This is a genomic window from Streptomyces sp. TRM68416 (assembly GCF_014596915.1).
Classification (GTDB): domain Bacteria; phylum Actinomycetota; class Actinomycetes; order Streptomycetales; family Streptomycetaceae; genus Streptomyces.
Genome location: NZ_JACVWU010000015.1, coordinates 217,804 through 238,403 on the forward strand (window position 1 = coordinate 217,804; position 20,600 = coordinate 238,403).

General features: G+C 71.8%; 14 protein-coding genes and 1 pseudogene. 7 read left to right on the forward strand and 8 right to left on the reverse strand.

The features are described 5' to 3' along the window. Positions 1 to 8 precede the first annotated feature (8 nt). From ICC28_RS24300 to ICC28_RS24320, 5 genes are all read right to left on the reverse strand, one after another. Positions 9 to 1,103 carry a lytic polysaccharide monooxygenase gene (locus ICC28_RS24300; RefSeq protein ID WP_188290801.1) on the reverse strand — a complete coding sequence of 365 codons (1,095 nt, stop codon included), beginning with the start codon at positions 1,101 to 1,103 and terminating at the stop codon, positions 9 to 11. Positions 1,104 to 1,211: 108 nt separating this feature from the next. Continuing rightward, positions 1,212 to 3,500: a glycoside hydrolase family 3 N-terminal domain-containing protein gene (locus ICC28_RS24305; RefSeq protein WP_223189333.1), complete on the reverse strand. Its 2,289-nt coding sequence runs from the start codon at positions 3,498 to 3,500 to the stop codon at positions 1,212 to 1,214. Positions 3,501 to 4,087: 587 nt separating this feature from the next. Beyond that, on the reverse strand, positions 4,088 to 5,215 hold the full coding sequence (locus ICC28_RS24310) for a GH12 family glycosyl hydrolase domain-containing protein (RefSeq protein WP_188290802.1): 1,128 nt from the start codon (positions 5,213 to 5,215) through the stop codon (positions 4,088 to 4,090). Positions 5,216 to 5,491: 276 nt separating this feature from the next. Beyond that, entirely contained in the window at positions 5,492 to 6,514 is a 1,023-nt protein-coding gene (locus ICC28_RS24315; RefSeq protein WP_188290803.1) for a LacI family DNA-binding transcriptional regulator, read from the reverse strand. Between the two features lie 155 nt (positions 6,515 to 6,669). Then, complete coding sequence (locus tag ICC28_RS24320) at positions 6,670 to 8,334, reverse strand: AMP-binding protein (protein WP_188290804.1); 1,665 nt, start codon at positions 8,332 to 8,334, stop codon at positions 6,670 to 6,672. A gap of 361 nt (positions 8,335 to 8,695) precedes the next feature. On the opposite strand from ICC28_RS24320, the gene ICC28_RS40750 reads away from it, so the two are divergent. The 3 genes from ICC28_RS40750 (at position 8,696) to ICC28_RS24340 (ending at position 14,091) form a co-directional block, all read left to right on the forward strand. After that, the gene (locus ICC28_RS40750) at positions 8,696 to 12,235 is read left to right on the forward strand and encodes an AAA family ATPase (RefSeq protein WP_317454088.1); all 3,540 of its coding nucleotides are present in this window, start codon (positions 8,696 to 8,698) and stop codon (positions 12,233 to 12,235) included. 301 nt (positions 12,236 to 12,536) lie between these two features. Continuing rightward, entirely contained in the window at positions 12,537 to 13,322 is a 786-nt protein-coding gene (locus ICC28_RS24335) for a S1 family peptidase (protein WP_188290805.1), read from the forward strand. A 124-nt stretch (positions 13,323 to 13,446) separates the two neighbouring features. Then, positions 13,447 to 14,091, forward strand: coding sequence for a LysE family translocator (locus ICC28_RS24340; protein WP_188290806.1), 645 nt, complete (start codon positions 13,447 to 13,449; stop codon positions 14,089 to 14,091). Positions 14,092 to 14,107: 16 nt separating this feature from the next. Here the strand turns inward: ICC28_RS24340 and ICC28_RS24345 are convergent, their stop codons facing one another. Next, the gene (locus ICC28_RS24345; protein WP_188290807.1) at positions 14,108 to 15,202 is read right to left on the reverse strand and encodes a winged helix DNA-binding domain-containing protein; all 1,095 of its coding nucleotides are present in this window, start codon (positions 15,200 to 15,202) and stop codon (positions 14,108 to 14,110) included. Positions 15,203 to 15,329: 127 nt separating this feature from the next. Here ICC28_RS24345 and ICC28_RS24350 point away from each other — a divergent pair, with 127 nt between their 5' ends. Next, entirely contained in the window at positions 15,330 to 16,478 is a 1,149-nt protein-coding gene (locus ICC28_RS24350; RefSeq protein WP_188290808.1) for a magnesium and cobalt transport protein CorA, read from the forward strand. Positions 16,479 to 17,201: 723 nt separating this feature from the next. On the opposite strand, the gene ICC28_RS24355 is transcribed toward ICC28_RS24350, so the two are convergent. Both ICC28_RS24355 and ICC28_RS24360 read right to left on the reverse strand, forming a co-directional pair. Beyond that, positions 17,202 to 17,918: an acetate uptake transporter family protein gene (locus ICC28_RS24355; RefSeq protein ID WP_188290809.1), complete on the reverse strand. Its 717-nt coding sequence runs from the start codon at positions 17,916 to 17,918 to the stop codon at positions 17,202 to 17,204. A 168-nt stretch (positions 17,919 to 18,086) separates the two neighbouring features. Then, complete coding sequence (locus ICC28_RS24360) at positions 18,087 to 18,662, reverse strand: Dps family protein (RefSeq protein WP_188290810.1); 576 nt, start codon at positions 18,660 to 18,662, stop codon at positions 18,087 to 18,089. A gap of 321 nt (positions 18,663 to 18,983) precedes the next feature. Between ICC28_RS24360 and ICC28_RS24365 the strand changes: the two genes are divergently transcribed. The 3 genes and pseudogenes from ICC28_RS24365 to ICC28_RS41140 all read left to right on the forward strand — a co-directional run. Beyond that, a complete protein-coding gene (locus tag ICC28_RS24365) occupies positions 18,984 to 19,655 on the forward strand; it encodes a hypothetical protein (RefSeq protein ID WP_317454089.1) in 672 nt (223 codons plus the stop codon). A 71-nt stretch (positions 19,656 to 19,726) separates the two neighbouring features. Beyond that, positions 19,727 to 20,323: pseudogene (locus ICC28_RS24370) on the forward strand (low temperature requirement protein A); the annotation flags it as partial. A gap of 131 nt (positions 20,324 to 20,454) precedes the next feature. Continuing rightward, on the forward strand, positions 20,455 to 20,600 hold a 146-nt coding region (locus ICC28_RS41140), incomplete at its 3' end, for a low temperature requirement protein A (protein ID WP_262928495.1).

Here is a 20,600-nt window from a genome sequence, read left to right on the forward strand (position 1 = left end):
AGACGCGCCTACGGGTTGACGCAGCCGATCGAGCCCACCGGCACGTTGTTGCCGGTGGAGGTGGCCGTGAAGCCGAAGGTGACACTGCCGTCCGGCGGGACGGTCCGGTTGTAGTCGACGTTCCTCACCGTGACCGTGCCGTCGGTCCCGGTACTGAGCGCGCCGTTCCAGACACTGCTGATCCGGGTGCCGTCGCCCGGCCGCCAGCGCACGGCCCAGCCGTTCATCGCGGCCGTGTTGTGGTTCATCACCTCGACCGAGCCCTGGAAGCCGCCGCTCCAGGAGTTCGTCACCGCGTACACGGCCATGCAGCCGGTGTGCGGGTCGGTGGGCGTCGGGGTGGGGGTCGGCGTGGGCGTCGGGGTGGGGGTGGTGCCGCCCGGGTCGCGGATGCCGGTCACCTCGCCGTTGCCGCCGTCGAAGACGATGTCGGAGCAGGAGAAGAAGTTCTCCTGGCTGTCGGAGCGGACCCACTGGATGAACAGCACCGCGTCGCCCGACCGGCCCGAGGGCAGGTTGAGGTTCCAGTGGTAGTGACCGGAATCGCTCCCCGGTCCGCCCGACTGGGGCGGGTCGGTGACCGTCTGGATGAGCTCCAGGTCACCCCAGCCCAGCGGTTTGGTGGGCGAGTAACCGGGCTTCGACAGGTACACCCGGAAGTCGCCCGGGTGCGCGGCCCAGTTGCTGTACCGCACCCGCATGGTCGCCCCGGAGGTCAGGTGCGTCCGGGGCCAGTCCGCGCGGGCCGCGTTGTACCCGGTGAAGTTGTACGGGGACCGGTCCCCGGCACTGCACAGCTTGCCGTCCGGGACGTAGCCCGGACCGCGCCCGCCCGCGTTGGAGTCGAGCACGGCGAACCAGTTGTACAGAGCCGTCGCACCGCTCTCGGCGAGCGCCGCCCTGCACGCCGGGTTCGTCGGGTCCAGCGCGCCGGTGGTGGTCTTGGCATCCAGATAGCAGAGGTAGGTCCGCGATCCGGGCATCATCGCCACGCCGTGCGCCTGTGCGCTGCCCTGACCGAGCAGGGCCAGGCCCAGCCCGCTGAGCAGGGTGGCCAATACCGCCGCCCAGGAGAGGAGCCGTTTTCTGCTGCGTCGAGCCATGGTGCCTCCTCGTTCGTCGTAGCCGTCCGCTGTGGAACCCCTCGCCCGCCCGAGGAAGACGCCGCTCGGGACCGGGCGAGGGAGTATGGGGGTGGTGCGGGCCGTACGTCAGGAACCGGTGCACCGGGGAGCGGGCGTACCGGGGCTGCCGCTCGCGGTGAAGCCGAACGAGGTGGTGGCGCCCGGTGACAGGGCGCCGTTGTGAGCGGCGTTGCGCACGGTCGCACGGCCGTCGGTCACGGTCAGGGAGCCGTTCCACAGACTGGAGACGGTGGCCCCGCCCAGGTCCCAGGCGACGGACCAGCCGGTGAGCGGGCCGGTGCCGGTGTTCTCGACGGTCACCTCCGCCTGGTGGCCGCCGGACCAGGACGAGACGACCTTGAGCCGGGCGGTGCAGGCCCTGGGCTCCGGGTCGGGGTCCGGGTCCGGATCCGGTCCCGGGGTCGTGCCGTACGTCAGGCCGTGCCCGTAGGGGAAGAGCGGGCTCTTGCCGTCGCCGTGGTTGATGGGCTGCTGGGAGGCGCTGCGCATCCACGTCACGGGGAGTCTGCCGGTCGGGGCGTGGTCGCCGAAGAGCACGTCCGAGACCCCGGCGCCCTCGGTGCCGGGCAGCCAGGCCGCCAACAGGGCGCTCCAGTCGGGGAGTTGAGCGGCGATGTCGAGCGGCCGCCCGGACACCAGGACCACCACGACGGGCACCCCGCTCGCCTTCAGCCGGTCCAGGGTCTGCAGGTCCTCCTGGTCAAGGCCCATCCCGCCGGGCCGGTCGCCGTGCATCTCGGCGTACGGCGTCTCCCCCACCACCGCCACAGCGGCCGTGTAGCTGCCGTCGATGCCGTTGCCGTAGCGGTCGTAGGTGATCCGGGACGGGTCGGTCGCGGCGGCGCGCAGGCCCTGGAGGATCGTGGTGCCCTCGGTGACCGGTCCGCTGCGGCCCTGCCAGCCCAGGGTCCAGCCGCCGCTCTGGTTGCCGATGTCGTCGGCCGACTTGCCGGCCACGAACAGCTTCGCGCCCTTCGCCAGCGGCAGGACGCCGTCGTTCTTCAGCAGCACCTGCGACTGCCGTACGGCCTGCCGGGCCAGCGCCCGGTGCTCGGCGGAGCCGACGCCCGGTGTCAACGAGCGGTCGGTGAGCGGCCGTTCGAAGAGACCGAGCTGGAACTTCTTGGTGAGGATGCGGCGGTTGGCGTCGTCGATCCGCGCCTGCGTGATCCGCCCGGCGGTCACCTCGTCGCGCAGCAGGGTGAGGAACTTCCGGTAGTCGTGCGGGACCATCACCATGTCGACGCCTGCGTTGACGGCCGTGGCGATCTCGGCGCCCGTGAAGCCGGTCCGCCCGTCGAGCTGGTCGACCGCGGCCCAGTCGGAGACGACGAATCCGGTGAAGCCCAGCTCGCCCTTGAGCACGTCGGTGACGAGGTACTTGTGGGCGTGCGACCGCACGCCGTTCCAACTGCTGTACGAGAGCATCACCGAGCCCACGCCCCGCCGTACCGCCTCCTGGAAGGGGGGCAGATGGATGGCGCGCAGCTCCGCCTCGGACAGCTCGGTGTTGCCCTGGTCGACTCCGCCGGTGGTGCCGCCGTCGCCGAGGTAGTGCTTGGCGGTCGCCAGCACGGAGGCCCGGTCGGCGCCCAGGGCCGTGCCCTGCATGCCGGTCACGAACGTGGCCATGGACGTGGGCAGTTCGGGCGTCTCGCCGAAGGACTCGTAGGTGCGGCCCCACCGGTCGTTGCGCGCCACGCACAGACAGGGCGCGAACGACCAGTCGATGCCGGTCCCCGCCACCTCCTCGGCCACCGCCCGCCCGACCCGCTGCACCAGCGCCGGATCACGCGTGGCACCCAGGCCGATGTTGTGCGGGAACAGGGTGGCCCCGCGGACCGCGTTGTGGCCGTGCACCGCGTCGATGCCGTAGATCACCGGGATGCCGAGCGGCGTGCCCAGGGCCGTGCGCTGGAGCGAGTCGTAGGTGTCGGCCCAGGTCTGCGCGTTGTTCGGGCTGACGGTGGAATCGCCCCCGGACAGCACCGACCCGATGCGGTGGGCCGCGAGGTCGGCCTGCGGGACGAGCGCGTCCTTCTCGACCTGCGTCATCTGCCCGAGCTTGTCGTCGAGCGCCATCCGGCCGAGCAGGTCGGCGACCCGCTGGGGCACGGGCACGGAGGGGTCCTGGTACGGGAGAACGGCGGCGGCACCCCGGCCTTCGGCGGGCGGGGCGCCGAGAGCCGCCGGGCCCGCGGCACGCCCGGCGGCGACCGTCACCGACGCCTCGGTGGGAGGTACGGCGGCCAGGCCGGTCAGGGCGAGGGCCGCGGCGCACAGGACGGCGACGTGGGTGGAGCGGCGGCCGGGCAGGGCGCGGCGGGCGGCGGACGGGCTTCGGCTCGGAGTCATGGGCGACGGGCCTTTCCGGGTGCGGGCAGGACGGCGGCGGCCGACACACCCCCGGCGGACACGACCGGGACAGGCAGCGGAGCCCCGGCGAACCCGGCGACTGCCGCCACCGGGACCTCGACCGGCCGTGCGGCGGCGCAACCGGTCGGGGCAAGGGACACGGGGCGCACGACGGCGACGCGGGTGGGGCGACGGGCAGCCCGGGCACGGCGGCCGGTGGACGGGCGTCGGGACGGAGTCATCGGCGACCATCCTTTCCCTGCACCGACCGAACACCGGCAGCCGACACACCCCCGCCCGGGGCAACGCGGCTCATTCGACTGCGGTCCGGCAGCGCCCCATAGGGGCGCGGGGAACTGCGCGACCAGCCACGACGGACCCGCGGCGAACGACGACACATCACGCCATGTCCGGCGGAGCGCGCAGCGCGGCCGACGGACGGGCTTCGGCTCGGAGTCATGGGGCGGGCCTTTCCGGGTGCGGGCCGGAGGGGCGAGGGGGGAGGGGGGTCCGGGGCCCGCCCTCGTGGCGTGGGGGAAGTGGGGCGGGCCCCGGAAGGGGGCGGTGCCGTGGGGCACCGGCTGGGGTTACGCGGTGGTGCAGGGCGTTCCGTTCAGGCTGAACCCGGCGGGCTTGGCGAAGGTGCCGCCGTAGGTGCCCTGGAAGCCGAAGGTCTGGCTGCCGCCGGGCGCGATCCGCGCGTTGTGCGCCGCGGGGCTCGCGGTGACGGCACCCGACGAACCGGACAGCGTGGCGTTCCACGCGTTGGTCACGCTCTGGCCGGAGGGCAGGGTGAAGCCGAGCCGCCAGTTGTCGACCGCGGCGGTGCCGGTGTTCCTGACCGTGACGTCGGCGGTGAAGCCGCCCTGCCAGACATTGGTGGCGTACGACACCTGGCAGGTGGTCGTCGGGTCACCGGGCCCCGGGCCGCCACCACCGGTGTTCACGGTCGAGGAGAACGAGTGCACCGCGAGCCCGGCACCGTTCTGCCAGGGCTCGAACCCGGCCTGGATGCTGGTCAGGTACCAGTTGTTCTGCGCCAGCCCCCGGGCGACGGCCTGGCCGACGAAGTCCATGACGTCGAAGCTCCAGCTGCTGATCGCCGAGGGAGCGACGAAGGAGATCACGTCGTTGGAGCCGTTGCTGCCGGTCCACACCTCCCAGGAACGCCCGCCGACGTTGGCCGTGCCCACCGGGGATCCGATCGGCTGGACCGGGCCCACCCGGTTGAACCAGATCATGATCTCGGTCCGGTTCACCCCGTCGGTCCGCGGCGTCGGGTCCAGCCAGATGTCGTACGAGGCGTTGTACACGGCGCCGGAGACATAGCCGTAGGAGATGCTGCTGGGCGCGCTGGAGATGGTGCTGATGCGCGCGGGGAGGGCGGTGCCCGGTGAGCAGTTGGTGTAGTGGCAGCCGTTGAAGACCGAGGGGTACGACTTCGGGGCGCCGTTGGTGGGGACCGAGCCGTCGGCCTGGGTGACCCGGAAGCCGGTGTCGGTGGTGGTGACGCACTGGGGGGCGCTGGTGCCCCAGCGGTTGTTCTGGACGACGTACCGGCCCTGGATGACAGCCGAGCCGTACTGTTCGCAGATCGTGGTGTCGGCCTGGGCCGGCGGCGTCGCGACGAGGAGTGCCACGACGGGGGCGAGCGCGGAGAGCAGTGCGGTGAACAGGACGCGCGCGGTGCGGGGACGGTGCGGTAACAGTCGCATGCGGGTGCCTCTCTCGGAGGTGGGTCCGGATTCGACGGAGCCAGTACGGGACCGGTGCGGGCCGATACGGAGGTCGGTACGGGAGCGCTCCCACCTCCCCACTGATGGGAGCGCTCCCACCCCACCGGTTCGGTCCGGACTGTAGGAGTCCGCCCATGTCCCTGACAACCCTGCGCGCACGAATGCGTCGAAGGTATTTCGAAGTCGCAGGTCACAGGGAGGCGCGCGACCGCCCCATTCACCGCGAAACTTGGGAGCGCTCCCGATGCGGGCCTCTCAGGCCGAGTCGCGGACCACCAGCCGGGTGCGCAGGATGACATGCCGCCAGGCCACCTCGGGCTGCTCCGTCTCCTCCAGCAGCAGCCGCACCAGGGTCCGGCCGATCTCCTCCAGCGGCTGGCGGACCGTGGTCAGCGCGGGGTGGGTGTGCCGGGCGAGCGGATAGTCGTCGAAGCCGATCACCGCGACGTCGTCGGGCACCCGGCGGCCGGCCGCCCGCAGCACCGCCAGTGCCCCGGCGGCCATGGTGTCCGAGGCGGCGAAGACGGCGTCGACGTCCGGGTGCCGTTCGAGGACGGCGGTCGTCGCCCGGCGGCCGCTGTCCTCGGTGAAATCACCCTCCACGACCAGCGAGGTCAGCGGCTCCAGACCGGCGGCGACCAGCGCTTCCCGGTAGCCGCGCAGCCGGCACTGGGTGACGTACATGTCGAGCGGCCCGGTGACGGCGGCGATCCGCCTGCGCCCGCCGCGCAGCAGGTGTTCGACCGCGCCGCGGGCGCCGCCCACGTTGTCCGCGTCCACGTAGGTGACGTGTTCGTCACCCGAGCGCCGGCCCAGCAGCACGGTGGGCAGTCCGGCCTCGGCGAGCATGTCCGGCAGCCGGTCGTCGGCGCGCACCGACATCAGCAGGACCCCGTCCACCCGCCCGCCGCGCGCGAACTCCACGAAGCGCCGCCGCTCGTCGTCCGTGCGGATCAGGGTGAGCAGCAGCTGCACCGACGTGTCGGCGAGGGCGTCGCCGACCGCCCGGACGATCTCCGCGAAGAACGGCTCCCCGAACAGCCGCCAGTCCCGCTCCGTCATCGCCAGCGCCACGGCGTCCGCACGCCGCCCGGCCAGGGAGCGGGCGGCCAGGTTGGGCACGTAGCCCAGTTCGGCGATGGCCCGCTCGACGGCGCGGCGCGTCGAATCCCGTACGCCCGTCGCGTTGTTGATGACCCGCGACACGGTCCCTCGCCCGACGCCGGCGAGGGCGGCGACCTGCTCCAGCGTCGGCGAGCCGAGACGCTGCCTGCCCATAATCACCCCCAAGGGCACCTGATCTTACGGGCCGCGCCCCGCCCCGGCGGTGGATCGGTCGGCGTACCTCTCCCCCAGCTCGATCTTGCGCACCTTTCCGGACACCGACCGTGTCGCCGGGGAGCGCGGTCCCGTCGGTTCCCTGAGCGCAGGGGTCAGCGGAAGTCCTCCTCGCGGTACTCGGCGTCCGAACCGGCCGCGGTGGCCTCGCGCAGTTCGATGCGGCGGATCTTGCCGGAGACGGTCTTGGGCAGCGGGGCGAACTCCAGGCGGCGGATGCGTTTGTAGGGGGCCAGCGTCTCCCGCGCGTGCTCGAACAGCACCTTCGCGGTGTCGGGCCCCGGCTCCCAGCCGTCCGCCAGGACGACGTACGCCTTGGGCACGGCGAGCCGCAGCTCGTCCGGCGCGGGCACGACGGCCGCCTCGGCCACCGCCTCGTGCTCCAGCAGGGCGCTCTCCAGCTCGAAGGGGCTGATCTTGTAGTCGGAGGCCTTGAAGACGTCGTCGCTGCGGCCGACGTAGGTCAGATAGCCGTCCTCGTCCCGCGAGGCGACGTCCCCGGTGCGGTAGTAGCCGTCGGCCATCGCCTCCGCCGTACGCTCCGGGTCGCCGTGGTAGCCGGTCATCAGGCCGACCGGGCGTGCCGACAGGTCCAGCGCGATCTCGCCCTCGTCGACGCCGGGCGCGCCGGTGACCGGGTCCAGCAGTGTCACCCGGTAGCCCGGGCTCGGCCGGCCCATGGAACCCGTCTTGAGGGGCTGGCCGGGGCTGTTGGAGACCTGGACGGCGGTCTCGGTCTGCCCGAAGCCGTCCCGGACGGTGACTCCCCAGGCGCGCCGGACCTGCTCGATGACCTCGGGGTTGAGCGGCTCCCCCGCCGCCACGGCCTCGCGCGGGGGCGTGCGGAGCTGGGTCAGGTCGGCCTGGATGAGCATGCGCCAGACCGTCGGCGGGGCGCAGAACGTCGTCACGCCCGCGCGGTCCATCTCCGTCATCAGGCGGGCGGCGTCGAAGCGCGTGTAGTTGTGGAGGAAGACGGTGGCCTCGGCGTTCCAGGGGGCGAACAGGTTCGACCAGGCGTGCTTGGCCCAGCCGGGCGAGGAGATGTTCAGGTGTACGTCGCCGGGCTTGAGGCCGATCCAGTACATGGTCGCCAGGTGGCCGACCGGGTACGAGGTGTGGGTGTGCTCGACCAGCTTGGGCCGGGCGGTGGTGCCCGAGGTGAAGTAGAGCATCAGCGGGTCGTCGGCCCGGGTCTCGCCGTCGGGGGCGAAGTCCGGGGAGGCGGCGTAGGCGTCCTCGTAGCGCTGCCAGCCCTCGCGGGGGCCGCCGACCGTGATGCGGGTGTAGTCGCCGGGGACGTCGTCGAACTTGCCGGTGTCCGCGGCACGGGCGATCACATGCCGGACGCGTCCGCGCTCCACCCGGTCGCGCAGGTCGGCGGGGCCCAGCAGCGGGGTGGCCGGGATGACGACGGCCCGCAGCTTCATCGCCGCGAGGGCGGTCTCCCACAGTTCGACCTGGTTGCCGAGCATGACCAGGATGCGGTCACCGGCGCCCACGCCGCGCTCGCGCAGCCAGGTGGCGGCGCGGTTCGACCGTTCGGCCGCCTCGGCGAAGGACAGCCGCACCTCGCTGCCGTCCTCCTCGACGATGTGCAGGGCGGTGCGTTCGTTCCCGGCCGCGATCACGTCGAACCAGTCGAGCGCCCAGTTGAAGCGCTCGGGCCGGGGCCAGGCGAAACCCTCGTAGGCCGTCGGGTAGTCCTCGCGGTGTGCCAGCAGGAAGTCCCGTGCGGCGCGGAACGCCTCCGTCGTCATCTGTCCTCCTAGGTACCGGGCCATTGCCGGGCGGTTCTCTGCCATCGTTTACTCCGTGACGCAGGTCTCACTACCCCCGAACGGGGGTGTGAGCCGCGCGGAAAGGACGCACAGGTGACGACAGACGCGACGACGATCCGGAACGCAGCGGTACGGCTGCGCCGCTCGACCGGGCCGCCCGCTGCCCGCGGCCGTGGCGGCGTCCGGCGGCCGCTTGCGCAGGTGCCTCATTCATTCACCTGCGCCTTGAATTTCCCTATGCTCCCGGTGCTGTTATTTCCCTCACCACACCGTCACTCCGAATTTCAAAGACACACTGCCTAATATTGGCCAGGACACGACACGGGGAGGGAGGGGAGCGGTGACCGTGACACGGGACTTCCAGGAGCCTGCCAGATCCCGCCCCGACCTGGTCATCGGCCGCGAGGAGCCGTTCACGGCCGCGCGTGCGCGACTCGCCCGTGGCGGCAGCGTGCTGCTGCACGGCCCCGCCGGAATAGGAAAGTCGACCGTCCTGCGGTCATTGGCCGCGGAATACGCCACGGCGGCACGGACCGTGTTGCGCTGCTCCGCCACCGAGTCCGAATCCCATCTCCCGTTCCTCGCCCTCGCCGACCTTCTCGGCCTGGTGGTGGACGAGGTCTACGACAAGCTGCCCGCCGCCCAGCGCACCGCCCTGGAGTCGGCGCTCACCGGCCGCGGCGAGTCCACCCTCCAGCGCGACGGCCTCGCGCTGCGGCTGGCCGTGCTCTCCGCCCTGCGTGCCCTCGCCGCCGAGGGCCCCGTCCTCGTCGTCGCCGACGACCTGCAGTGGCTGGATCCGGCCAGCGCCGAACTCCTCGGCTTCGCCGCCCGGCGCCTCGGTGACACACCGGTGCGGATGCTGTGCGCGGCCCGGACCCAGGACCAGGAGTACGACCGCCATCTGCGCGCGGCGCCCCCGGACACCCTCGCCGTCCGGCTCGGCCCGCTTTCCCGCACCCAGGTCGCCGCGCTGCTCGACCACCGCGGCTACACCGGCCTGCCCCGCTCCACCGTCCGGGAGATCCACCGCACCAGCGGCGGCAACCCGCTCTTCGCCCTGGAACTCGGCCGCGCCCTGGCCGAGAGCCCGACCCCGCCCCGGCCCGGCGAGCCGCTGCCGGTGCCGACCTCGCTGCGCGCCCTCGTCCTCAACCGCCTGGAGATGCTCTCGCCCGAGGCCCGCCGCACCCTCCTCGTGGCCAGCGCCGGCGCCCGCCCCACGCTGGCCCTGTTGCACGCGGCCGGCCGCCGGGACGCCGAGGCGGAGACCGCCCGGGCGGCCGAACTCGGTCTGCTCGCCACGGAGCCGGAGGGTCCCGCCGTACGGTTCGCGCACCCGCTGATCTCGGCCGCGCTGTACGCGGAGGCGCCGGCGCAGGAGCGGCGGGCCGCGCACGCCGCGCTGTCCACGGCGGCCTCCGACCCGATCGAGCGGGCCCGCCACCTGGCGCTGGCGACCACCGGCACCGACCCGCAGGTGGCCGCCGCCCTCGCCGAGGCCGCCGCGCTCGCCCGGGACCGCGGCGCGCCGTCGGTGGCCGCGTCGCTCGGCCTGCTCGCCGCCCGACACACCCCGACCGACCCCGACGACAACCCGCCCGGGCCTGCGAGCGGCGGTGTGGGGGCACCGGCGGGGGTAGGGCTGGAGCTGGAAGGGTCGCGGGAGGGCGTGGAGGCGCCGGGGGCGGGTCTGGAGGCGCCGGGGGCGGGCCTGACGGAGCCGGGGACGAGTCTGGCTGAGCCGCGGGCGGGCCTGACGGAGCCAGGGACGGGCCTGAACGAGCCACAGGCCGGCCCGGAGGAGTCGCGGGCGGGTCTGGTAGGACATGGGCCCAGCCTGGAAGAGCCGCGGGCAGGTCTGAACGAGCCACAGGCCGGCGTGGCAGAACCGCGGGCGGGCTCGGAAAGGCCTCGGGCAGGCCTGGCATCCCCGCAGCCCGGCCTGGGCGCGCATGCTGGTCCGGAAGAACCGCGACCCGGCCCGGAAGAACCGCAGGCCGGCCCGGCCGAACCGCACGCCGGTGCAGCCGAACCGCAGCCGCGCCACGCAGAGCCGCGACCCGGTCTGGAAGAACGGCGCACCGGCCGGAAAGAGCCCCTGACCGGCCCGGAAGAACCGCAGGCGGGCCCGGCAGAGCCGCGCCCCGGCCTGGAATCTCCACGGCCCGGTCCGGAAGCGCAGGCAGGTTCGGTGGAACCGCGGGGCGGGCGGGCGGAGCCGCACGCCGGTCCGGACGGCGCGCGGTCCGGGCCGGAAGCGCCCCAACCCGTCCCGAACCGTCAGCCCCCGCTCAGCGCCGAGAGCCTGCGGCTCCAGGCCGCAGAGGATGCCATCACGGCCGGGGAACTGGACCTCGCCCGGGACATCGCGCGCGAGGTGCTGTCGCGGTCGACGGTGCCCGCGGACCGGGTGCGGTCGTGGATCACGGTGATCGAGACGGCCGGGCACGCGATGACCGAGGTGGACGCCGTTTTCCCGCAGGCCCTGGCCGACGCGGGGGACGATCCGAAGCTGCTCGCCCTGATCCACTACCAGCTGACCTGGCGGGCCCTGCTCGTGGACGGCGACTTCGACCGCGCCCGCGAGGAGGCCGCCTACTCGGCGGAGCTGGCCGCGCGGGGCGGCGACCGGTACACCGAGCTGATGGCGCTCGCCTTCCAGGCCCAGATCGAGACCCTCATGGGCCACGCGGACGCGCCCATGACCATCAAGCGCGCGCTGAAGGAGCCCCAGGACCCGAGGGTGGCCTGCCATCACAACGGCGCCGGCTACGCCCGCTTCCGCTGGCTCGTCATGAGCGACCAGCTCTCCGAGGCGCGCGCCACCGTCACGGGGCTGCTGCGCGAGGTGCGGCGGCGCGGCTCGGTCGAGAGCGAGGTGCACTTCCTGCGCGGGCTGGCCGAGACCGAACTGCGCACCGGACACTGCGCCCGCGCCCTGGACCTGGCCCGGGAGAGCCTGCGCATGGCCCGGGACACCGGCATCGGCGAGGTCGCCTCCGCCGTGCTCACCTCGCTCGCCGAGGCCTCGGGCGGAGACGTGGACCGGGCGCTGGCGCTGGCCCGCGAAGCACTGGAGCACGCCGAGGAGGACGGCGACCAGATGTACGTCTCCCGCGCCCTGGCCGCCCTCGGTCACGCCCAGCTCGTGGCCGGTGACGCACCCGCGGCCGTCACCTCGCTGCGCCGGGTGCGGGAACTGGAGCTCGGCCTCGGCATCACCGACCCGGCGCGGGGCCGCTGGCAGGGCGACCTCGCCGAGGCGCTCGTGCGGATCGGCGAGACGGACGAGGCGCAGGACATCGTCGACGTCACCCGCGAACACGCGCTGCGCCTCGGGCGGGAGAGCGTGCTGGCCGTGCTGGACCGGGCGGAGGCGCTGGTGCAGGCGGCACGCGGCGACCACGAGCGGGCCGTCGGCCGGCTCACGTCGGTGCAGGACCGGCTCGCCAAGCTCGGCTACGGCCTGGAGGAGGCGCGGGCCGCCTTCGCCCTGGCCACGCTGCGCGCCCGACGGACGGGCCGCGCCCCCGTGTCGGACCGTGAGGGTGCCGCGTCGTACGACGAGGCGGCGCGGCTGTTCCGGCGCTGCCGCGCGCTGCCCTGGCTGAGCCAGGTCGAGGCGGCCGCTTCGGCACCCCCGGCCGACCCGGAACCCGCGCCCGCCGCCGCGCTCGACGCGCTGGAGGCGCTCGCCTCGATGGAGCGTCAGGTGGCCGCGCTGGTCATGGAGGGCGCCACCAACCGGGAGATCGCCGCGCGGCTGTTCATCAGCGTCAAGACGGTGGAGGCGACCCTGACCCGGGTCTACCGCAAGCTGGGGATCCGCTCGCGGGTGGACATCGTGAGACTCGCGGCGGGCCGGTCCGCACGGTGAGTTGACGGCGGGTTCACTGGCAACGGGGGCGAATCCACCGGCAACGCGACGGTTTTACCGGCAACGCGACGAATTCACCGCCATCGGAGGCGGATTCACCGCCAACGGGGGTTTGACCAGGGCCGACCGAGGGTTTTCCCTGCCCAACTCCCCTAGGGGGTTCCCTCATTGGGAAGGGGAGTCCGCGGGTTCTAGCGTAAGGGTGTGCCGCTCGCCGGGCACGCGGGGGTCGGTCCCACGGCTCCCGTGACCACCCCCCACACCCGCGCGACCCCCCACCGGCAACGCAATGAGGAGACTCATGTTCGGGCTCACCCGTGCCAGAAGGACCGCTGTCGCTCTGGCGGCCACCGCCGCCACCGCGCTCATCGGCCTCGCCCCCACCGCCACCGCCGCTCCCCAACCCATTGTCGGCGGCAGCACGACCACCACCACGACGTACCCGTTCATGATGCAGATCACGGACGCGTCGCAGAACCAGTTCTGCGGTGGCACGCTCGTCTCGCCCACCAAGGTCGTCACCGCGGCCCACTGCATGGTCGGCGAGAGCACCAGCAGCGTGCGCGTCGTCGGCGGCCGCACCTACCGCAACGGTACGAACGGCACTGTCGCCCGGGTCAGCCGCATCTGGACCCACCCCGGCTACACGGCCTCCGACAACCGCGCCGACGTGGCCGTACTGACCCTGTCGACGTCGATGCCGTACACCACGGCGCCGTACGTCTCCGCCACGGACACCTCCGTGTACGCGGCCGGCACCACCGCCCGCATCATCGGCTGGGGCACCACCTCGGCGGGCGGCAGCTCCTCCAACCAGTTGCGGACGGCGACCGTGCCGATGGTCTCCGACGCGAGCTGCGGCAGCTCCTACGGTTCGGACTTCGTCCGGTCCGACATGGTCTGCGCCGGATACACCTCCGGCGGCATCGACACCTGCCAGGGCGACAGCGGCGGTCCCCTGCTCGTCGGGGGCGTCCTGGCGGGGGTCACTTCCTGGGGCGAGGGATGCGCGACGGCCGGCTACCCCGGCGTCTACGCCCGGCTGACCACCTTCTCCAGCCAGGTGACCGCGCAGGTCAACTCGTAGCCCGGAAGGATTCCTGAGCCACCTCTCAGGTGATGAACCAGGGGGCGTTGCGGGCCTCCACGAGCGGCCCGCAGCGCCCCCTCTCCACCTCTCCACGCGCGCGTCACATGACTATGCTCGGTCCATGGTGTCCATGGACCGCTTGCTGGCGTTCGCGGCGATGTCCCTGCTGGTGATCGTGATCCCGGGGCCGAGCGTGCTGTTCGTGATCGGACGGGCGCTGGCCCACGGCCGCCGTACGGCCGTGGCGACCGCGCTCGGCAATGTCGTCGGCTCCTATCTGCTGGTGGTCGCGGTCGCGGTGGGCATCGGCTCGCTGGTGGAGCGGTCGGTGACGGTCTATCTGACGGTCAAGCTGGCGGGCGCCGCCTATCTGGTCTTCCTCGGGGTGCAGGCCTTCCGGCACCGGCGGGAGCTGAAGGCCTCGGCCGTGCAGGCGCCCGCGGGCCCCGCCCGCAGTGACCGGCGTACCGTGCTGGACGGCGTTCTGGTCGGTGTCACCAACCCCAAGGGCGTGGTGTTCTTCGCCGCCGTGCTGCCCCAGTTCGTCGACCACTCCGCGGGCCACATCCCGCTCCAGATGCTGCTGCTCGGCCTGGTCCCGATCTCGATCGGCCTGGTCACCGACACCCTGTGGGGCCTGACCGCGTCCGCCGCCCGCACCTGGTTCGCCCGCTCCGACCGCCGTCTGTCACTGATCGGCGGCGCCGGCGGCTGCACGATGATCGGGCTCGGGGTGACGGTGGCGGTGACGGGGCGCGCGGAATAGCGGTCCCCATCACGGCCTACGACCTGACAGTCCCGAACTCGATGTCGTAGGACGTGTCCGGGTGCATCACGGCCAGCATCCGTTCCCCCTCGGCGGTGAGCTGGGTGCGCTGTGCCTTGGTGAGGGTGCCGAAGGGCTCGACGACGAGCGTCTGTTCGCGGAGCTTCCACACGCCGGCCAGGAAGCCGTCGACGAGGAAGGTCCGGTGGGCCTGGTTGCCCTGCCAGGCGAGGCCCCAGTACTCCGGCGGCACCACGCGGGTGCGGTCGGCGTGCGAGAGCAGCAGGTTGTCGAACTCGGGGAGGAAGCGGGGCGGGGCCGGGGTGTCCGGGTCGGGGCGGGGCGCGTCGGGAAGGTCGAAGAGCTCCACGCCCTTCTCGTCGCGGAAGGTGACCAGCCGGGGCCGCAGCCGCTCGAACGCCTCGCGCAGCCGGGTCAGGCCCGCCCAGGTCTGCATATCCTTGACCGAGGCCGGTCCGAAGGCGGCGAGATAGCGCAGCACGGTGTCGTCGGGCGTCGGCGCCGGTTCGGCCGGCCGGCCCAGCCAGTGCTCGGCGGTGGTGAGGGCGACCTGGCCGCTGCGCTCCCACAGCCCGCGCGGGGTGACCTGGACGAGCGGTAGCCGGCAGCGGGCGGCGAGCCCGAGGGCCTGCGGATCGGCGTCCGGCCACTCGACGAGGAGCGCCTCGCGCAACTGTTTCATGGTGCGCGGCTCGTCCTCGACCAGCTTGCGGGCGAGCGCGGCGAGCCGGTCCAGGTCGACGCCGTCGAGCCCCTTGCGGAAGAGGCCGAGTTCGCGTTCGCGGGCGGGCTGCACCAGGGGGCGCAGGGTGAGGCAGTCGTCGGCGGTGTGGGTGTGGATGGTCGAGCGCATGGTGACGATGCGGACGGCCTCGCGGTCGGCCATCAGCCGCGACAGGTGCTCGGGGGCGAAGCCGTCCAGGCGGGCGGCGAGCGCGTAGTACGGGGGCTTGACGTTCTGGGCCTGGAGGCCGAGCAGATGCCCGACGGCGGACTTCGCGTCGAGGTCCGCGCGGCGCAGGAGGAGTTGCCGGTCGAGGGTCGCGCGGTTGAGGGCGCGGGTACCGAGCACGGGTGCCGTCTTCGTCATGCTCCGCACGCTAGTCCCGCATGCGGACAAGAACGGTCCGCAATCCCGGAATCGCCCGTACTCCGATGCAATGTGCCCCGTATACCCTGCTTCGTGATCACCCGACGCCGGTCGAGAGGCAGCACCGATGTCCGAGCGACGCGCCCGCCCCGCAGCGAAGAGGAAGTCCGTCTGGCGCCGTGCCCTGACCCCTCCGGCCGCTTCAAACCGGCCGGAGGAGCCGCCGACCGGCCGGCCTCCCGCCGTGCCGGAGCCGCCCAGCATCGTCCAGGCGGCCCTCTACCGCGACGGCGTCCGCGTCTCCTCCCCCGCCACCCTCGCCGAGACCTTCCGTGAGCTGCGGGAGCAGCCGTCCGGCATGGCGTGGATCGGCCTCGCCCGTCCGCCCGAGTCCGAACTGCTGTCTCTGGCAGCCGAGTTCGACCTGCACCCGCTCGCCGTCGAGGACGCGATGGAGGCCCACCAGCGCCCCAAGCTGGAACGCTACGGCGAGACCCTCTTCGTCGTGCTGCGCGCGGCCCGCTACCTCGACGCGCCGGAGGAGGTCGACTTCGGGGAGCTGCACGTCTTCGTCGGACCCGACTTCGTGATCACCGTCCGGCACGGGGCGGCCCCCGACCTGTCGGCGGTCCGCCGCCGTATGGAGGAGACGCCGGAGCTGCTCAAACTCGGCCCGGAGGCCGTGCTCTACGCCATCCTCGACGCGGTCGTCGACGGCTACGCGCCGGTCGTCGCCGGCGTCCAGAACGACATCGACGAGATCGAGACGGAAGTGTTCGGCGGCGACCCCGCGGTCTCCCGCCGCATCTACGAACTCTCCCGCGAGATGGTCGAGTTCCAGCGCGCCACCCGCCCCCTGGTCGGGATGCTGCACGGTCTGATGGCGGGCTTCGCCAAGTACGGCACCGACGAGGAGCTCCAGCGCTATCTGCGCGACGTCGCCGACCACGTCACCCACACCAGCGAGCGCGTCGACGGCTTCCGCCAGGCCCTCACCGACATCCTCACGGTCAACGCGACCCTGGTCACCCAGCAACAGAACGCCGAGATGCGGGCGTTGGCGGAGGCGGGGTTCGAGCAGAACGAGGAGATCAAGAAGATCTCCGCATGGGCGGCCATCCTCTTCGCCCCGACGCTGGTCGGCACGATCTACGGCATGAACTTCGACCACATGCCGGAGCTGGACTGGCGCTTCGGGTACCCCTTTGCGATCGGCCTGATGGGGGTGGTTTGCATCAGTTTGTACGTGATTTTCAAGCGGCGCGACTGGCTCTGAGTCCCTCTTGCCGATCTCAGCTCTTGCACGGCCTTTGCCCCCGCACCGGTCAGGGACCGGGACGAAATCAGCCCTGGGGAGTCTCTGGGGAGAAGTGATGCAGGTGATCTCCTCTACCTGCCTCCGTTGCACCTCTGAACAGCACTTTTACCCTCCTGAAGCCACTGGGGAGAATCAGCCGACGGCATGGGCCCTGCGCCGGCGACTCCACCCCCATCCCGTTCCCCGCAAAGCCTGCCACCGAGCACCGTTGCCTTCATCTGCAACGGACACTTGGGCAGCAAACGCGACAATCTCGCCTGCAATGTCGCGGACGGTCTCCTCAAGGCTCAACGCGAGCCGAAGCAGTGGTGCTCCGGCCATGGCGTCCTCACTGGGGTCACGCCCAGATGGGAAGATCCAGCAAGGATGGCGGTCGCAGCTTCGCGACGCAGGTCCGCCTCTGCCCCCCCGTGGCGTTCCACGCCTGAATGATCAAGTCACTGATGTGATGGGCCATCCAGCGGCCCAGGACATCACTCCGGGAGAGACTGCCGGCGATCTCCTTGCCAAGTTCGAGGGTCCGCCGAGAGCTCGCCGCATCCTCCTCGCCTGCCTTCCGATGGGCCTCTGAACAGGGCTTTTGGACTTCCACGAACGCTGGGGAGAATCCGGGGAGAAACGAACGGCAGCCCATGTCTCGCTTCTCCCGAAATGATCCCGCTTGACTCCCTGCTCAACGACTCACAGCGTCCGTCGCACGCCCGCCTGACGTTCGAGGTTGCGCAGCTGCACAGCCAGGTCCCCTTCCACGGCGTCGTGCGCCGGGCCCCGGCGTCCTACGGGCAGTACCTCCTCGCCTCGCATGTCCTCCAGCATGAGAGCGAACGCGGCATACATGGCCACACCCGCGAGGAGCAGTCCGAAGGCCCCGGAAATGTAGCCAAGCCAGGCTGCCCCGGTGAAGTTGAAGAGCGAGGCCGCTGCGAAGCGGGGCACAGCCACACACAGCACGAGCCACATCGCACGCTTGCGGGTCGCGACGGTAGCCATCATCAGCGCGAACACGGCGAACACGAGATTGAGCACGCCGAGCACCTCAAAGCCCGCCGGCGGATCGAGGGCCAGCACCAGGGAACTCGCCAGCCAGGTTCCGGAGAAGCACGCCATGAGCGTTGCCGCGAGCACGTCCCTCGCACCGAACGCCAGAATGCTGACGATCAGTTGCAGGATGAAGGCGGGAAGGATCGTCAGGGCGACCGCCCGATGAGCGTCGTCTCCGAGGAAGCCCAGTTGCAGGCTGCCTGCGACGACGGAGGCGATCGCCACCGCGAAGAAGCCCACCGGCATCGGGGAGGCGATGGGGTGGAGGTTGATGCGGGTCATCGGCCGCAGGTCCGGTTCGAAATGTCTGCCTGTCGACTCGACCTGCTCCTCAGATGTGCGGGGACTGTTCCTCATGGTGAACTCTCCTCTTAGTCGTGATTGCAAAGGATCGGGGGCTGAGCATCGCCACAGTCGGCAGTGCACGCCACGTGCTCCGCACGCACACGATCGAGGCGCGCTCGCCCGGCGGCACCGCATGAAGCGGCCGAGCCGCCGCCGCGAGCGTCGGCGGCTCATACCCGTTCAGGCACGGACCAGGGGCGTGTCGACCAGATGCTCGGCAAGGAACCACGCCTGCAGTTCGCCGGTCCGGATCACCTGGGAGACCAACAGGTCATTGGTGCCGTCGTCACCCAACTCCCCCGTCCGGGATGCCGCGTCATGGGCTTCGGACAGAATCGCCTCGTGCGCTGCCAGCAGCCGCGAGAGCATGGCGGGCACTTCCTCCACGCCGTCCGGAGGCCGCGGGATCGAGGTGATCTCGGCGACGTGCCGGGGGTCGCCCACCGCGACACCGCCAAGAGTCTGGACCCGCTCGGCAAGGGTGTCGACGAGTGCTAGCTGTTCCCCGGCGTGCTTGTCCAGCACGAGGTGCAGTTGGTAGAAGGTCGCGCCGCGTACCAGCCAGTGGTGCTTCTTGTAGACGCCGTAGAGGATCTGGGTGTCCGCCAGGATCTTGTTCAGGCGCTGGCAGGAGTACATGCGCGCCTCGTAGGAGAGGCCGAGCGGGAACTGCTTGACGGTCCCGAAATCCTGGATGATCTCTCCCCTCTGGTGCAGCCATGGCTGGCTGCCAAGGTGCTGCCTGCTGCTGGTCACTGTCCGCCTCCTGGGGTATGGCTCTGCCTGCAGGAGTGACGCTAGGTGTCCGCACGACGGCATCGTTGTCCAGGAGCGCACGTCCTGGTGCTCGGCAGCGCACTGAGCGAGGGATGACACCCAGTGTTCGTTCTCGGGCAAGTCCCCGTGCGCGGGCGGGCGCGTCCCTGTGCCTCGCCCGCTCTAGCTTCTCGCCGACGGCGTCAGCCGACGCACGGCGAGGAGAGGTATGAACGTGAGCGAGCAGGCCGATGTGGTCGTCCTGGGCTGGGGCCCGGCGGCGAGTACGTCGCGGGTTGTCTGGCGGAGGCCGGGCTGGACGTGGTGGGGATCGAGGCGGAACTCGTCGGGGGCGAGTGCCCGTACTGGGCGTGTGTGCCCAGCAAGATGATGATCCGGGCCGCGAACCTGCTCGCCGAGGCAGGCCGCGTGCCGTTCCTCGCCGCATTGGGCGTCGAAGCGGCGGGGCTCGACCCCTCGGCGCACAACGTGCCGGCAGACGAACAGATGCGTGCCGGGGACGGGCTCTGGGCGATCGGCGACATCACCGGCCACGGCAGTTTCACTCATGTGTCCATGTACCAGGCTGAGATCGCCGTACGGGACATCCTCGGGTGGCCAGGGCCCGACGCCGACTACCGGGCGCTGCCCCGGGTCATCTTCACGGACCCCGAGATCGCGGCCGTGGGACTGTCGGAGGGGCAGGCCCGCGAGCAAGGACTGCGGGTGCGCACCAGTCTGCTGCCGATCGCGTCCTGCACGCGCGGCTGGATCCACGGGCGGGGCAACGAGGGGTTCATCAAGCTGGTCGAGGATGCCGACCGGGGCGTGCTCGTGGGCGCGACGTCGGCAGGACCGGCGGGAGGAGAGGTGCTGTACGGGCTGAACGTCGCCGTCCACGCGGAAGTACCCGTCGAACGCCTACGGCACATGATCTACACCTACCCCGCCTTCCACCGGACCGTGGAAGCCGCTCTGGGAGCCCTCCGCTGAGCCGCTTCTCGCCCGTGCGTACGCTGCGGGCCGGGCGATGGCCGGGAGGACACGGTGCATCCCACGGCACCATGCCTGGCCGGGACCCCGGTGAGCAGCACAGGACCGCCACCTCGTTGGAGCTCCTCTTCGACCTGTGCTTCGTCATCGCGGTGGCGCAGGCCTCCGAGAGCTTGAGTACGGCGGTGACCGGCGGGCACTACATCGCCGGTTCCCTGCGCTTCGCGCTGGTGTTCTTCACCATCTGGTGGGCGTGGATGAACTTCACGTGGTTCGCTTCCGCCTACGACCCGGACGACGTCCCGTACCGGTTGGCGGTACTGGTCCAGATCACGGGGTCCCTCGTGCTCGCGGCCGGTGTCCCGCGGGCGTTCGAGGAGGGTGACCTGCGCGTCATCACGCTGGGGTACGCGGTCCTTCGCACCGCCCTGGCCGTTCTGTGGCTGCGTGCGGCGCGATCGGACCCCGGTCGGCGTCGAACGGCTCTCCGCTTCGCCGCCGGAGTGACGGGCTGCCAGATCGGCTGGGTCGGGAAGCTCTTCCTGCCTGCCCGGCTGCAGCTGCCGGCCATCGTCGTGCTGATCGTCGCCGAGGTCTGCGTCCCGGTGTGGGCGCAGTCCGTCGGAATGACCCCGTGACATCCGCACCACATCGCCGAGCGGTACGGACTGTTCACCCTCATCGTGCTCGGTGAGTCCATCGCAGCCGCGGCGGTGGCCGTACGCGGTGCCTTCGACCGGAATCACGACGCCGGCGCGCTTACACGCTGGCGATCGGTGGCCTGCACATGGTCTTCGCCATGTGGTGGCTGTACTTCGCCAGACCGGCGCACACGCTGCTCGCCACGACGCACCAGGCCCGTCTCAAGAGGTTCACCTGGGCGTACGGCCACTACCTGATGTTCGCCCCCGCTGCCGCTGCGGGCGCCGGACCGGCGGCGTACGC

Bases quoted from the DNA above. Each gene is read 5' to 3' on its own strand.
- ICC28_RS24300 (WP_188290801.1), bottom strand. From the start codon at position 1,103: ATGGCTCGACGCAGCAGAAAACGGCTCCTCTCCTGGGCGGCGGTATTG.
- ICC28_RS24305 (WP_223189333.1), bottom strand. From the start codon at position 3,500: ATGACTCCGAGCCGAAGCCCGTCCGCCGCCCGCCGCGCCCTGCCCGGC.
- ICC28_RS24310 (WP_188290802.1), bottom strand. From the start codon at position 5,215: ATGCGACTGTTACCGCACCGTCCCCGCACCGCGCGCGTCCTGTTCACC.
- ICC28_RS24315 (WP_188290803.1), bottom strand. From the start codon at position 6,514: ATGGGCAGGCAGCGTCTCGGCTCGCCGACGCTGGAGCAGGTCGCCGCC.
- ICC28_RS24320 (WP_188290804.1), bottom strand. From the start codon at position 8,334: ATGACGACGGAGGCGTTCCGCGCCGCACGGGACTTCCTGCTGGCACAC.
- ICC28_RS24335 (WP_188290805.1), top strand. From the start codon at position 12,537: ATGTTCGGGCTCACCCGTGCCAGAAGGACCGCTGTCGCTCTGGCGGCC.
- ICC28_RS24340 (WP_188290806.1), top strand. From the start codon at position 13,447: ATGGTGTCCATGGACCGCTTGCTGGCGTTCGCGGCGATGTCCCTGCTG.
- ICC28_RS24345 (WP_188290807.1), bottom strand. From the start codon at position 15,202: ATGACGAAGACGGCACCCGTGCTCGGTACCCGCGCCCTCAACCGCGCG.
- ICC28_RS24350 (WP_188290808.1), top strand. From the start codon at position 15,330: ATGTCCGAGCGACGCGCCCGCCCCGCAGCGAAGAGGAAGTCCGTCTGG.
- ICC28_RS24355 (WP_188290809.1), bottom strand. From the start codon at position 17,918: ATGAGGAACAGTCCCCGCACATCTGAGGAGCAGGTCGAGTCGACAGGC.